Raw genomic sequence first — 14260 nt, forward strand, 5'->3', positions numbered from 1 at the left:
GCCGTACGGCGTTCTGTGCGTCGCGTTCCCGTCAACGTCCCTGGAGGGCCCTGACGTTGTCGCCGAAGGTCCAGTTCTTCGAGCCGTCCCAGTTGAGCGACCAGGTCATCAGGCCCTTGAGCCCGTTGCCGTAGTGGCTCCAGGCCTGGGAGACCTGGGACGGGGACAGGTAGCCGCCGCCCGCGCCCGGCTGGGCGGGCAGGCCGGGCACCTGCTTGTCGTAGGGGACCTTGACCGTGGTGCCCTGCACCACCAGGCCCTTGTTCAGACAGTCGGTCTGGGCGGTGAAGCCCTGCACCGTGCCGGCCGAGTAGGAGTCCCCGGAGCAGCCGTACATGCTGCCGTTGTAGTACTGCATGTTCAGCCACCACAGGCGGCCGTTGTCGGCGTACTTCTTGATGACGGGGAGGTAGGCGCCCCAGATCGAGCCGTAGACGATGCTGCCGCCGGTGACGTAGGCGGTCTCGGGGGCCATGGTCAGGCCGAAGTTCGAGGGCATCTGGGCGAGGATGCCGTCGATGATGCGGATCAGGTTGGCCTGGGACGCGGAGAGCTGATTGATGTTCCCGCTGCCGGTCAGGCCGGTCTCGATGTCGATGTCGATGCCGTCGAAGTTGTACTTCTTCAGGATCGGCACGATCGTCGCGACGAACCGGTCCGCCACCGCCTGCGAGTTCAGGTCGATGCCGGCCGCCGCCCCGCCGATGGAGAGCAGGACCGTCTGCCCGGACGCCTTCGCCGCGCACATCTCCTCGGGCGTGGCCACCTTCACGCCGGAGTCCATGCCGTCCTCCCACAGGGCCGTCCCGTCGGACAGGATCACCGGGAAGGCCGCGTTGAGCACGTTGTAGCCGTGCGCGGCGATCCGGGAGTCGGTGATCGGGGTCCAGCCGAAGGGCGGGTGGACCCCGTTGGAGGAGCCGTCCCAGTTCTCCCAGTAGCCCTGGAGCACCTTGCCCGCGGGCCGGGACTTCACGGCGCAGGTGGTGGTGGCGGCGGCGGTGGTCGAGGGGGCGGCCGAGGCCGCGGGGGACGACAGGCTGAGCGCGAGCGGCGCGAGGCAGGCGGTGGCCAGCGCGGCGGTGAGCAGGCGTGGTGTCCGGCGGATCCGGCGGAACATGGGCGGCCTCCCGGTGGGGGCGGGGGTGAGGTGGGGGTGGCGCGGTGTCGCAGACATGACAATCCTATGGTCCAGACCTTTCGTCAAGAGGTCTGGACCGATGGCGTGCGGGGCCCGTCCCCGCCGTTCGCCGTTCGCCGTTCGTCGCCGTTCGCCGGCGCGGTGCCCGTGGTGATCGCGTGACAAGTATGGACTGACAGATATTGAAATCTGTCAGCTGTTATGCCAGGGTGAAGCCATGACGATGAACACGCGCTCCCTCGGAACCACCGGCCCCCAGGTGTCCGCCCTCGGTCTCGGCTGCATGGGCATGTCCGCGCTGTACGGCGAGGCGGACCGGGCCGAGTCGATCGCCACCGTGCACGCCGCCCTCGAAGCGGGCGTGACCCTCTTCGACACGGGCGACTTCTACGCCATGGGTCACAACGAGATGCTGCTCGGCGAAGCCCTGCGCACCGCCCCCGCCGCCCGCCGCGAGCGGGCCCTGACCAGTGTGAAGTTCGGCGCCCTGCGTGACCCGGAGGGCAACTGGAGCGGTTACGACGGCCGCCCCGCCGCCGTGCGGAACTTCGCCGCCTACTCGCTCCAGCGCCTCGGCGTCGACCACATCGACGTCTACCGGATCGCCCGCGTCGACCCCGACGTGCCGATCGAGGAGACCGTCGGCGCCATCGCGGAGCTGGTCGAGAAGGGCTACGTCCGCCACATCGGCCTCAGCGAGGCGGGCGCCGAGACCGTCCGCCGCGCCGCCGCCACCGCGCCGATCTGCGACCTCCAGATCGAGTACTCGCTGATCTCGCGCGGCATCGAGGCCGCCATCCTGCCCACCACCCGCGAGCTGGGCATCGCCGTCACCGCCTACGGCGTCCTCTCGCGCGGACTGATCTCCGGCCACTTCACCCGCGACCGGCAGCTCGCCCCCACCGACTTCCGCGCCTTCTCGCCCCGCTTCCAGGGCGAGAACCTCCAGCACAACCTGGACCTCGTCGAGGCGCTGCGGAAGATCGCCGAGGGCAAGGGCGTCACCGTCGCGCAGACCGCCATCGCCTGGGTGCTCTCGCGCGGCGAGGACATCGTGCCGCTGATCGGCGCCCGCACCCGCGAGCGCCTGGCGGAGGCGCTGGGCGCGCTCGACGTCACGCTCGACGCGGCGGACCTGGCGGCGATCGAGGAGGCCGTTCCGGCGGACGCGGCGGCCGGCGCGCGCTACCCCGAGGCGCAGATGGCGCACCTGGACAGCGAACGCTGAGGCCGGCTCCGTGCGGCCGGCAGGTACGGTCTAGAGCATGTCACCCACCACCGAGGCCCTGACCGCCGAGCGCATCATCGAGGCGACCGAGGAAGTGCTGCGCCGCCACGGCCCGGCGAAGGCCACCGTGGTGGACGTGGCCCGCGCGCTCGGCGTCAGCCACGGCAGCGTCTACCGGCACTTTCGCACCAAGGCGGCGCTGCGGGAAGCGGTGACCAAGCGGTGGCTCGACCGGACGCACGACGCGCTGTCGGGGATCGCGGCCGAGGAGGGGCTCGAACCCCGGGAGCGGCTGCGCGCCTGGTTCCAGGCGCTGTTCGACGCCAAGCGCCGCAAGGCGGGCGACGATCCTGAGATGTTCGCCACGTACTCCGCGCTCGCAGAGGAGAACGTCGGGGCGGTCGAGCAGCACATCGCCGAACTGTGCGCGCAGTTGGCGGAGATCGTCGAGGCGGGCGTGGCCGCCGGTGCCTTCACGGCCGCCGACCCGGCGGCCACGGCCCGCGCCCTGTTCCACGCCACTGGCCGCTTCCACGACCCGTGTTACGCGGGGGAGTGGAAGCGGCCGGGCGTCCAGGAGGAGTTCGACACCGTCCTGGAGCTGCTGCTGCGGGGGCTGCTGGCGCGTTAGCGCCGTTTCATCCCCTCGTCAGGACAGCCAGGACAGTCAGGACACGTGGACGGTGACCGTCTTGGAGTGCGTGCCGCCGTGCACCACGCGCAGGTGCTGGGTGCCCTTGGCGGCCAGCTTGGTGGTCACGGTGTAGGTGTTGCCCTTCTTGACCACGGTGGTCGCGCGCAGCGTCGTCCACTTGCCGTTGTTCAGGTGCTGGACGCTGAGTTTGGTGCCGGCCGCCATGTCGGCGGTGCGCCCGGTCAGCGTCACGCTCTGCCCGGCCTTGATCGAGGAGTGGTTGGCCTTGACCGTGATCGAGCCCTTGGCCGGCATCATGCTGTGGGTCGGGCTCGGCTTGGCCTGCGGCGCGTTGTCCGCGGCGAGCGCGGCGGCCGATCCGGCCGACACGAGGGCGGCGGACAGGGCGCCCGCGGCGAGGGTACGGACCCAGCGGTGGCTGTTGGTGACAGGCATGGTGGTCTCCCGTTGGTCGACGGATTTCCCCCCTGCGGCGCGATGGCCGCCCCGGGGGGCTGCTCGCGCTCCTCCAGATTTGCCCGGGTTCGTCCGCGCGGCATGTCGGGGAGGTCCGGAACTGGCCGGTAGGGAGACGACTTTGAGGAAAAGTCGCAGGTCAGGGCAGTGGATCACTTGACCTGTTTCTTACCTTTACCCAGTCGGTCACACAGGGTGACCGCCCTGGTGGCCCGGCCGGCGCCTCGCGCGGTCTCACGCCGTCACCCGCCAGAAGTCGCGCATCATCGGGGTCGGGGCCGGGCTGTCCATGCCGACCTGGGTCAGCAGGACGGTGACCGTCCCGGTGGGCGGGACGACGAAGGCCGCCGTGCCGGTGCCGCCGACCCAGCCGTAGCGCCCCGGCACGTTCCAGGGCTCCAGGGGAGCGACGTCGACCTGGCCGCCGTAGCCCCAGCCCTGGCCCTCCAGGAAGAGGGCGGCCGGCTCCCGCAGGCTCGCGTCGAGGTGGTTGCTCGTCATCCGGCTCACGGAGGCGGGGGAGAGCAGGCGGTGGCCGCCGCCCGAGCCGCCGTTCAGGAGCATGCGGCCGAAGGCCAGCCAGTCGTCGGCCGTGGAGACCAGGCCCCCGCCGCCGGACGGGAACGCCGGGAGCCGGCTCCAGTCGCCGCCCGGGGTGTCCGCGAGTGCCAGGCCCGCCTCGCCGTTGGTGTAGTAGCTGGTGAAGCGGGAGCGCCGGTCCACAGGGACCGTGAACGCCGTGTCCCGCATCCCCAGCGGCTCGAACACACGCTCGGACAGGAACTCCGGGAGCGTACGCCCCGACGCCCGCGCCACCAGGATGCCCTGGAGGTCGGAGGAGGTGCCGTACAGCCAGGCCTCGCCCGGCTGGTGGAGCAGCGGGACGCGGGCCAGGCGGGCCAGCCAGGTGTCCGGGTCCGGCCAGTCCTGCATCGCCCGGCCGTCCTTCTGCACCGCGAACAGCGCCCGCACCGCGGGCAGCGAGAAGTCCGACGGGAAGCCCCAGCCGCAGCGGGAGCCGAGCAGGTCCTCCACCGTGATCGGGCGGGCGGCCGGGACGATGTCGTCCACCGGGCTCGACGGGGTGCGCACGGCGACCGGCCGGGACAGCTCCGGCAGCCACTCGGCCACCGGGTCGGCCAGGCCGAGAACGCCGTCCTCCACCAGCATCAGCACGGCCGCCGCCGTGATCGGCTTCGTGATCGAGGCGATCCGGAAGATCGTGTCCCGGCGCATCGGGGCGGTGCCCTCGGTGTCCACCGACCCCACGGCCACCACCTCCACGTCGTCGCCGTGCGCCACCAGGGCCACCGCCCCGGGGACGACGCCGTCGTCGACGTACCGGCTCAGGGTCTCGTGCAGTTCGCTCATCGGTCGGCCTTCCGGTGGTCGGGGCGCCAGGTCGCTTCGCCGGCCGCGGTCGGGCCGAGCGGTACGGCCGCCGCGGTTCGTCTCGGTCACCTACGACTCCTGCCGCGCGCGGAACTCATCGCGCCGCGCGCCGCCCGGCACCCCCGGGGCGCCGTCAGCCGATCGTGCGGGGCAGCCGCAGGCTGAGCAGGCCCGTCAGGGCGACCACGGCCAACTGGACCAGCAGCGTCGCCACCAGGGCGTCCCGCATGCCCAGGCCGGGGGCCAGGGACAGGAACAGGGTGCCCAGGGTGGCCACGCCGAGCGCCAGCGACGACTGCTGGGCGGTGACCATGACGCCGCTGCCCACGCCCGCCCGCGCCGTCGGCACCTCCGAGAGGACGATCCGGAAGGTGACGGGCAGTTGCAGTGCCTGGCCCGCGCCGGCGATGGCCGCGCCCGGCAGCAGCTCCACGAAGCCCACGTGCGGCCACGCCTGCCGGACGGTCAGCGCCAGCAGGCCCACGCCGACCAGCTGCACGACCGCGCCCGCCGTCACGACGCGGGCGCCGTACCGGGCGACCAGCCGGGGCCCGGCCAGCGAGGCGAGGAAGAAGGCGACCGCCATGGGCGCCAGCGCGAGGCCCGCCGGGACCGGGCCGAGACCCGCCCCCTGCTGCAACGCCACGGCGATGACGAACATGAAGCCGCTGAACCCGATGGAGAACGGCACGATCAGCGCAAGACCGCGGCGCAGGGACAGCAGCCGGAACAGGCTCGGCGGCACCAGCGGCGTACGGCCCCGCCGGTCCGCGCGCCGCTCGACCGCGTAGAACGCGGCGGCCACCAGCGGGAAGGCGGCCAGCGACAGCCACGTCCACAGCGGCCAGTGGGCCGCCCGGCCCTCGGTGAGCGGCACGAGCAGCGTCAGCAGGGACGCCGCGAGCAGCAGCGTGCCGGGGCCGTCGACCGGCTCAGGGCGCTGCGAGCGGGTCTCCGGGACGGCCTTGACCGCGAGGACCAGGCCGACGATCGCGACGGGCACGTTCACCAGGAACACCGAGCGCCAGCCGGTGCCCCACGGGTCGGCCGCCACCAGGACGCCGCCCAGGATCTGCCCGGCCACCATGGACAGGCCGGCCGTCGCCCCGTACAGGCTCATCGCCTTGGCCCGGCGGCGGCCCGCGGTGGCCGCCTGGATGGTGGCGAGCACCTGCGGCAGCATCGCGGCGGCCGAGGCGCCCTGCGCCACCCGGGCCCCGACCAGGGTCCAGGCGTCCGGCGCGAGACCGCAGGCCAGCGAGGTCAGGCCGAAGGCCGCCATGCCGCCGAGGAAGAGCCGGCGCCGGCCGAAGAGGTCGCCGAGCCGGCCGCCGAGCACGAGCAGCACGGCGTAGGCCACTCCGTAGCCCGCGACGACGAGTTCGAGGACGGCCTCGCTCGCGTGCAGGTCCCTGCCCATGGTGGGCAGGGCCACGTTGACGATGAAGAAGTCGATGAGGGGCAGCGCCGCGCCCAGCAGCACCGTGAACAGTCCGAGCCCGCTCAGCGCAGGGGGCGCGGCGGTGGTGCGGACGGCGGGGGAGGAGATGGTTCGGGTGGTCACGCATCCGAGCGTGCGTCGGCGCCGAGGCAGGTACCAGAGTGTCCTTATCCTGGTAGTGGAAGTACCTGGAAACAGGGTGGGCGAGGCGGCAGCATGGAGGCATGACCACCATGGCCCAGGAGACGGCGGCAAGGACGACGGCGGGGGCGCGGACCGCGCCCGGTGCGCCCGGTGCGGGGCAGGCCGTGCGGATGAGGGAGACCGCGGCCTCCGAGATCCGGCGGCACGAGCTGGCCGCCTTCCTCCGGCACCGCCGCGAGCACATCACCCCCGAGCGGGTCGGCCTGCCGCGCGGTGCCCGGCGCCGCACGCCGGGCCTGCGCCGCGAGGAGGTCGCCCATCTCTCGGCGGTCGGCGTCACCTGGTACACCTGGCTCGAACAGGCCCGCGACATCCAGGTCTCCGTGCAGGTCCTGGACGCGCTCGCCCGCACCCTGCTGCTCGACCCCAGCGAGCGCGCCCACCTCTTCCAGCTGGCCGGTGCCCCCGACCCGGCGCCGCCGGCCACGTGCCCCTCGGTCACCCCGGCCCTGCGGGCCCTGCTGGAGCAGATGGAGCCCTACCCGGCCTGCGTGCAGAACAGCCGGTACGACATCCTCGCCCACAACCGCACCTACGGCCTGCTCCTGTGCGACCTGGCGGCGGTGCCGCCCGAGGACCTCAACTGCATGATCCTGTCCTACACGAACGAGCAGTGGCGGTCCTCGATCGTGCACCTGGAGGACGCCACCCGGACGATGGCGGCCCGGTTCCGGGGGGCGATGGCCGGCCATCTCGCGGAGCCGGCCTGGAAGACGCTGCTCAAGCGGCTGCGCGAGTCGTCGCCGGACTTCCAGGAGGCCTGGGACCGGCACGAGGTGTTCGCCCCGACGAGCAAGCGCAAGGAGTTCCGCAACGCCTACGTCGGCCGCCTCACCGTCGACCACACCGACCTGTGGCTCAGCCCGGAGGTGGGGCCGCGCATGGTGACGTACGTCCCGGCGGACGAGGAGTCGCGGCAGCGGCTGGAGAAACTGCACGCCATCGCGCTGGAGCGGGAGGCACGGGCGTAGGCCTAGGCCGTACGGGAAGTCAGGCGCCGACGCCCGCCGTCTGCCGGACCTCGTTCTCCTGGAGCCGGTCGGCGGTGCGTTCGGCGGAGCGGCGGGCCCAGCGGCCGCTGGTGAGGGCGCCCAGGGCCAGGACGAGCGCGCCGCACGCCACCAGCACCCACCATCCCGGCCGGGCGGCCGGCACGAACGTGTCCCGGTACGCGGACGAGCTGATCCCGGAGGCCAGCAGGGCGCCGACCACCGCGACGCCGAGGGTCGACCCGAGCTGCCTGCTGGTGGAGGCGACGGCCGCCGCGACCCCGGCCTGGGCGCGCGGCATGCCGGAGACGGCCGTGTTGGTGATGGGCGCGTTGACGAAGCCGAAGCCGATGCCGAACAGGACGTACCCGATCACCAGGGTGGCGTTCGACGTCTCGGCCTCGAAGCCCGCGAACAGCACCGCGCTCGCCGTCATCGCACTCCCGGCGATCAGCAGCGGCAGCCGCGGCCCCCGGGTGCCCACCAGCCGCCCGGACAGGGGTGCGCACAGGAACGTCGGCGCCGCCATCGGCAGCATCCACAGGCCCGCGTGCAGGGCGTCGAGACCGCGCACGTTCTGCAGGTACAGCGTGGACAGGAAGAGGAAACCGCCGAGCGCGGCGAAGCCGCTGACCGCGATGACCGTGGCCCCGCTGAACGGGGCGGAGCGGAAGAAACGCAGGTCGATGAGGGGTTCGGCGCGGCGCGGCTCGTACCACAGCAGGCCGAGCAGCGCGGCGAGCGCGACGGCGGCGAACGGCACGACCACGGCGGCGCTCGCGTCCGGGGCCTCGATGATCGCGTACGTCAGCGCGCCGAACAGGGCGATGACGAGCACCTGGCCGACCGGGTCGGGGCGGCGGGCCTTCGGGGCGCGCGACTCGGGGACGAAGCGGAGGGTGAGCAGGATCGCGGCGAGGCCGACGGGCAGGTTGAGCCAGAAGATCGAGCGCCAGCCGACCGACTCCACGAGCAGCCCGCCGACCAGCGGCCCGGCGGCCATGGATATGCCGACCACGGCGCCCCACACGCCGATGGCGCGGGCGCGTTCGCGCGGGTCGGTGAAGGTGTTGGTGATGATCGACATGGCGACCGGATTGAGCATCGAGCCGCCGACCGCCTGCATCATGCGGAAGACGATGAGCAGTTCGAGGTTGGGGGCGAGGGAGCACAGCAGCGAGCCGATGCCGAAGACGACGAGACCGGTCATGAAGACGCGCTTGCGGCCGATGCGGTCGGCGGTGGAGCCGGCGAGCATCAGCAGCGACGCCAGCACGAGTGTGTAGGCGTCGATCGTCCATTGCAGGCCGGACGTGCTCGCGTGCAGCTCGCGCTGCATGGAGGGCAGGGCGACGTTCAGGACGGTGTTGTCGAGGCTCACGATCAGCAGGCTCATGCAGCAGATCGCGAGCACCAGCAGCCGTCGGCGGTGACTCAGCTCGGGCATGTGTTCCAGCGTAGTCGACTTCGATAGTGCGGTTAACTAATGACTACTACAGGTTTGCCGTCCGGGCGGGACCCGGGACGCGGGACACGCGGGAGGCGGGATGCGGGACAATGGGGCAATGCCCACGTCCGAGTCCCCCCTCCAGATCGGCCCGCACACCGTCCGGCCGCCCGTGGTCCTGGCACCCATGGCCGGGATCACCAACGCGCCCTTCCGCACGTTGTGCAGGGAGTTCAGCGGCGGCAAGGGTCTCTTCGTCAGCGAGATGATCACCACCCGGGCCCTGGTCGAGCGCAACGAGAAGACCATGCAGCTGATCCGGTTCGACGCGAGCGAGACGCCGCGTTCGATCCAGCTGTACGGCGTCGATCCGGCCACCGTCGGCAAGGCGGTCCGCATGATCGCGGAGGAGGACCTCGCCGACCACATCGACCTGAACTTCGGCTGCCCGGTCCCGAAGGTGACTCGCAAGGGCGGCGGCTCGGCCCTGCCCTACAAGCGCAACCTGCTGCGCGCCATCCTGCGCGAGGCGGTCAGCGGCGCGGGCGACCTGCCGGTCACCATGAAGATGCGCAAGGGCATCGACGACGACCACCTCACCTGCCTCGACGCCGGCCGGATCGCCGTCGAGGAGGGCATCACCTCCATCGCCCTGCACGGCCGCACCGCCGCCCAGCACTACGGCGGCACCGCCGACTGGGACGCCATCGCCCGCCTCAAGGAGCACGTGCCGGAGATCCCCGTGCTGGGCAACGGCGACATCTGGTCGGCCGAGGACGCGCTGCGCATGGTCCGCGAGACCGGCTGCGACGGCGTGGTCGTGGGCCGCGGCTGCCTGGGCCGGCCGTGGCTCTTCGCCGACCTGGTCGCGGCCTTCGAGGGCCGTACGGACTTCGCGGCGCGGCCCGCCCTGCGCGAGGTCGCCGACGTGATGGTCCGGCACGCCACCCTCCTCGGCGAGTGGATCGGCGACGAGGCGCGGGGCGTCATCGACTTCCGCAAGCACGTCGCCTGGTACCTGAAGGGCTTCGCGGTCGGCTCCGAGATGCGCAAGCGGCTCGCGATCACCTCCTCCCTGGCGGACCTGCGCGCCGGCCTGGACGAACTGGACCTCGACCAGCCCTGGCCCACCGGCGCCGACGGCCCCCGCGGCCGTACGTCCGGCAACAACCGCGTGGTCCTCCCGGACGGCTGGCTGAAGGACCCGTACGACAGCACGGGCGTGAGCGAGGACGCGGAACTGGACACGTCGGGCGGCTGAGGCGGCCCGGCTTCGCCCCCGCCGGTCGCTGCGGCGCGTTTCCCGGTTCGCCCCGGCGGGGGAGGGCGGCACGGAGTGCAGCGAGTGCGGCCGTAGTCGTCGACGTGGCCGAGGGCGCCCGCCATGGAGCCGTACGGCCCGACCGCCGGCGCTGTTCAGGAGATCGTTGATCACCGGCACACGGACCTCCGGCCCCCGTCGAGGAGTGGCGCCGGAGGTCCGCATGGTGAAATCCGGGCGCGTATGGCAGCGTGATTCTCGCCACCCTTGATAGGGGATGCGCTCAGATGAGCGAATCTTGGGCGTCTGCACTTCTCCAAGGTGTGGCACTCAGTGTCACACCTTCATCGTTCACCGATCGAAATCACCCGTGCCGATGTCCGCTCACATGAGCGCATGGAGGGGTCTACGAGCATGGACTCGTTCAAGAAGTGAAAACATCCGGCCCTGACGACTTGCCAAGCCTTGACTTTCGATCCGCTGGCGGACCGCTGGTTACGGGCGCATGACGCACGAGTGGACGTACCCACAAGCCTTCGATCTGGGTATGTTCCTCGCCGTCAGGGCAGCCACCGCGTCCTCGAGGAGTCGAGACCCGTGTCGGAAAACAAAGATCCCCAGGTACCCGCGGCGGGCGGGAGCGTTGAGGGCGTGAAGTTCGTCTACGACTTCACCGAGGGCAACAAGGACCTCAAGGACCTCCTCGGCGGCAAGGGCGCGAACCTCGCCGAGATGACCAACCTGGGCCTCCCCGTCCCGCCGGGGTTCACCATCACCACCGAGGCCTGCAAGGTCTACCTGGACAGCGGTGAGGAACCGGCGGCCCTGCGGGACGAGGTGAGTGCGCACCTCGACGCGCTGGAGCAGCGGATGGGCAAGAAGCTCGGCCGGGCCGACGACCCGCTGCTCGTCTCCGTCCGCTCCGGGGCGAAGTTCTCCATGCCGGGCATGATGGACACCGTCCTGAACATCGGCCTGTCCGACAAGTCCGTGCAGGGCCTGGCGAAGCAGGCCGGCGACGACCGCTTCGCCTGGGACTCCTACCGCCGCCTCATCCAGATGTTCGGCAAGACCGTCCTCGGCGTCGACGGCGAACACTTCGAGGACGCCCTGGAGGCGGCCAAGGCGGCCAAGAAGGTCACGGTCGACACCGAGCTGGAGGCCGCCGACCTCAAGAAGCTGGTCACCACCTTCAAGAAGATCGTCAAGAAGGAGGCGGGCCGGGACTTCCCGCAGGACCCGCGCGAGCAGATGGACCTCGCCATCAAGGCGGTCTTCGACTCCTGGAACGGCGAGCGCGCCAAGCTCTACCGCCGTCAGGAGCGCATCCCGCACGACCTGGGCACGGCCGTCAACGTCTGCTCGATGGTCTTCGGCAACCTCGGCCCCGACTCCGGCACCGGCGTCGCCTTCACCCGCGACCCCGCCTCGGGACACCAGGGCGTCTACGGCGACTACCTGCAGAACGCGCAGGGCGAGGACGTGGTCGCGGGCATCCGCAACACGGTGGCGCTCGCCGAGCTGGAGCGGATCGACAAGAAGTCGTACGACCAGCTCATGCAGATCATGGAGACCCTGGAGAACCACTACAGGGATCTCTGCGACATCGAGTTCACCATCGAACGCGGCCGGCTGTGGATGCTCCAGACCCGCGTCGGCAAGCGCACCGCCGGCGCCGCCTTCCGCATCGCCACCCAGCTCGTCGACCAGGGCCTGATCGACGAGGCCGAGGCGCTCCAGCGCGTCACCGGCGCCCAGCTCGCCCAGCTGATGTTCCCCCGCTTCGACGACGGTGCGAAGGTCGAGCAGGTCGGCCGGGGCATCGCCGCCTCCCCGGGCGCGGCCGTCGGCAAGGCCGTCTTCGACTCGTACACCGCCGTCAAGTGGTCCCGCTCGGGCGAGAAGGTCATCCTGGTCCGCCGCGAGACCAACCCCGACGACCTGGACGGCATGATCGCCGCCGAGGGCATCCTGACCTCGCGCGGCGGCAAGACCTCCCACGCCGCCGTCGTGGCGCGCGGCATGGGCAAGACCTGCGTGTGCGGCGCGGAGGAGCTGGAGGTCGACACCAAGCGCCGCCGGATGACGGTGCCCGGCGGGCACGTCGTCGAGGAGGGCGACGTCATCTCCATCGACGGCTCGTCCGGCAAGGTCTACCTCGGCGAGGTGCCGGTGGTCCCCTCCCCGGTCGTGGAGTACTTCGAGGGCCGGATGCACGCGGGCGCCGACGACGCCGACGAACTGGTCGAGGCCGTGCACCGGATCATGGCGTTCGCCGACCGCAAGCGCCGGCTGCGGGTGCGCGCCAACGCCGACAACGCCGAGGACGCGCTGCGCGCGCGCCGCTTCGGTGCGCAGGGCATCGGCCTGTGCCGCACCGAGCACATGTTCCTCGGCGACCGGCGCGAGCTGGTGGAGCGGCTGATCCTCGCCGACACCCAGGCCGAGCGCGAGGAGTCCCTGAAGCAGCTCCTGCCGCTGCAGAAGAAGGACTTCGTGGAGCTGTTCGAGGCGATGGACGGCCTGCCGGTCACCGTGCGCCTGCTCGACCCGCCGCTGCACGAGTTCCTGCCCGACATCACCGAACTGTCGGTGCGCGTGGCGCTCGCCGAGTCCCGCCAGGAGCCGCACGAGAACGAGCTGCGCCTGCTCCAGGCCGTGCACCGGCTGCACGAGCAGAACCCGATGCTGGGCCTGCGCGGCGTGCGCCTCGGCCTGGTCATCCCCGGTCTGTTCACCATGCAGGTCCGCGCCATCGCCGAGGCCGCCGCCGAGCGCAGGAACGCCAAGGGCGATCCGCGCGCCGAGATCATGATCCCCCTCGTCGGCACCGTCCAGGAGCTGGAGATCGTCCGCGAGGAGGCCGACAGGGTCATCGCGGAGGTCGAGAAGGCCACCGGTACGAAGCTCAAGCTCGCGATCGGCACGATGATCGAGCTGCCGCGCGCCGCGCTCACCGCCGGGCAGATCGCGGAGGCCGCCGAGTTCTTCTCCTTCGGCACCAACGACCTGACCCAGACGGTGTGGGGCTTCAGCCGCGACGACGTGGAGGCGAGCTTCTTCACGGCCTACCTGGAGAAGGGCATCTTCGGGGTGTCGCCGTTCGAGACGATCGACAAGGACGGCGTCGGCTCGCTGGTCGCCGCCGCCGCGAAGGCCGGCCGCGCCACCCGCCCCGACCTGAAGCTCGGCGTCTGCGGCGAGCACGGCGGCGACCCGGAGTCCGTCCACTTCTTCCACGAGGTGGGTCTGGACTACGTCTCCTGCTCCCCGTTCCGCATCCCCGTCGCCCGCCTGGAGGCGGGCCGCGCGGCCTCCGGTTCGGAAGGCAGCGACCACCGGTGACGCCGGTGTGAAAGACCCCGGAGTCCTCGTCGTGGTCCCCGACCCTCACTACCGATCACGGCGGGGACTCCGGTTCACGGAGAAGGGGCGGCATCCTTGTGCGGGGATGCCGCCCCTGTCCTGTGTGCCCTGTCGTGTCTGTCGTGCCCTGTCGTGTCGTTTCCTGTGGTGTGTGTCCCCTCGTGTGCGCGGGCGCCGGGGGCGGGTTCAGCCGTTGTCGACGTGCTCGCGTACGACGTTGCCGGTGGCCGCGTCGATGTCGTAGGTCGTCTTGTGCCAGTCCTTGGGCGTGACGACGTCGACGGACCAGACGAGCTTGTTGTCGTGCTCGCCGAGGTCGACGCCGGTGACGGTGCCCTTGGTCTTGTCCGTGGCCGTCTTCACGGCCTGCGCGGGCGTCTGGGTGGCCTTCTTCAGCCGGTCGGCGACCTTGCGCTTGTCGCCGGCGTCCTGGCCCGACTCGGTCGTGCTGCGGGACACCTTCCCGGTGGCCGCGTCGACGTCGATCTTGCGGACCGTGCCGTCGGCGGCGGCGACCTTCGTCTCCCACTGGGGGGCGCCCGCGGACGCCCCCGCGGGGCCGGGGCCCGGGGGGGGGCCGGGCCCCCCCCCGGGGGCGGGGCCCCACCGTCCGGTGCACCGCCGCCAGGGGCCCGCCACCGCGCAGGGCTCCGCAGACCGGAGAACCCGATGGACATATC

Annotated in this window: 11 protein-coding genes; 5 read left to right on the forward strand and 6 right to left on the reverse strand. The window is 71.7% G+C overall.

The window, feature by feature from the left end:
- Window positions 1-31: 31 nt before the first annotated feature.
- Entirely contained in the window at window positions 32-1120 is a 1089-nt protein-coding gene (locus ACFC02_RS37925; protein WP_376366851.1) for a chitinase, read from the reverse strand.
- 238 nt (window positions 1121-1358) lie between these two features.
- Between ACFC02_RS37925 and ACFC02_RS37930 the strand changes: the two genes are divergently transcribed.
- Together ACFC02_RS37930 and ACFC02_RS37935 are read left to right on the forward strand one after the other, a co-directional pair.
- On the forward strand, window positions 1359-2369 hold the full coding sequence (locus ACFC02_RS37930; RefSeq protein ID WP_376366841.1) for an aldo/keto reductase: 1011 nt from the start codon (window positions 1359-1361) through the stop codon (window positions 2367-2369).
- Between the two features lie 37 nt (window positions 2370-2406).
- Window positions 2407-3000 (forward strand): TetR family transcriptional regulator, encoded by a 594-nt coding sequence (locus ACFC02_RS37935; protein ID WP_376366842.1) that lies wholly within the window; start codon window positions 2407-2409, stop codon window positions 2998-3000.
- A gap of 36 nt (window positions 3001-3036) precedes the next feature.
- Here the strand turns inward: ACFC02_RS37935 and ACFC02_RS37940 are convergent, their stop codons facing one another.
- From ACFC02_RS37940 to ACFC02_RS37950, 3 genes are all read right to left on the reverse strand, one after another.
- Window positions 3037-3459 (reverse strand): hypothetical protein, encoded by a 423-nt coding sequence (locus tag ACFC02_RS37940; protein ID WP_376366843.1) that lies wholly within the window; start codon window positions 3457-3459, stop codon window positions 3037-3039.
- Window positions 3460-3714: 255 nt separating this feature from the next.
- The gene (locus tag ACFC02_RS37945; protein WP_376366844.1) at window positions 3715-4851 is read right to left on the reverse strand and encodes a serine hydrolase domain-containing protein; all 1137 of its coding nucleotides are present in this window, start codon (window positions 4849-4851) and stop codon (window positions 3715-3717) included.
- 154 nt (window positions 4852-5005) lie between these two features.
- Window positions 5006-6436, reverse strand: a complete 1431-nt coding sequence (locus ACFC02_RS37950) for an MFS transporter (RefSeq protein ID WP_376366845.1) — start codon at window positions 6434-6436, stop codon at window positions 5006-5008.
- Between the two features lie 101 nt (window positions 6437-6537).
- On the opposite strand from ACFC02_RS37950, the gene ACFC02_RS37955 reads away from it, so the two are divergent.
- On the forward strand, window positions 6538-7488 hold the full coding sequence (locus ACFC02_RS37955) for a helix-turn-helix transcriptional regulator (RefSeq protein WP_376366846.1): 951 nt from the start codon (window positions 6538-6540) through the stop codon (window positions 7486-7488).
- A gap of 19 nt (window positions 7489-7507) precedes the next feature.
- Here ACFC02_RS37955 and ACFC02_RS37960 read toward each other — a convergent pair whose 3' ends face one another.
- Window positions 7508-8953, reverse strand: coding sequence for an MFS transporter (locus ACFC02_RS37960; RefSeq protein ID WP_376366847.1), 1446 nt, complete (start codon window positions 8951-8953; stop codon window positions 7508-7510).
- A 118-nt stretch (window positions 8954-9071) separates the two neighbouring features.
- On the opposite strand from ACFC02_RS37960, the gene dusB reads away from it, so the two are divergent.
- Both dusB and ppdK read left to right on the forward strand, forming a co-directional pair.
- Window positions 9072-10214 carry a tRNA dihydrouridine synthase DusB gene (dusB, locus tag ACFC02_RS37965; RefSeq protein ID WP_376366848.1) on the forward strand — a complete coding sequence of 381 codons (1143 nt, stop codon included), beginning with the start codon at window positions 9072-9074 and terminating at the stop codon, window positions 10212-10214.
- Between the two features lie 597 nt (window positions 10215-10811).
- Window positions 10812-13559: a pyruvate, phosphate dikinase gene (ppdK, locus tag ACFC02_RS37970; protein ID WP_376366849.1), complete on the forward strand. Its 2748-nt coding sequence runs from the start codon at window positions 10812-10814 to the stop codon at window positions 13557-13559.
- A 207-nt stretch (window positions 13560-13766) separates the two neighbouring features.
- On the opposite strand, the gene ACFC02_RS37975 is transcribed toward ppdK, so the two are convergent.
- A partial coding sequence (locus tag ACFC02_RS37975; RefSeq protein WP_376366850.1) for a PepSY domain-containing protein occupies window positions 13767-14260 on the reverse strand: 494 nt, incomplete at its 5' end.

Source organism: Streptomyces sp. NPDC056160, from assembly GCF_042268205.1.
Classification (GTDB): Bacteria; Actinomycetota; Actinomycetes; order Streptomycetales; family Streptomycetaceae; genus Streptomyces.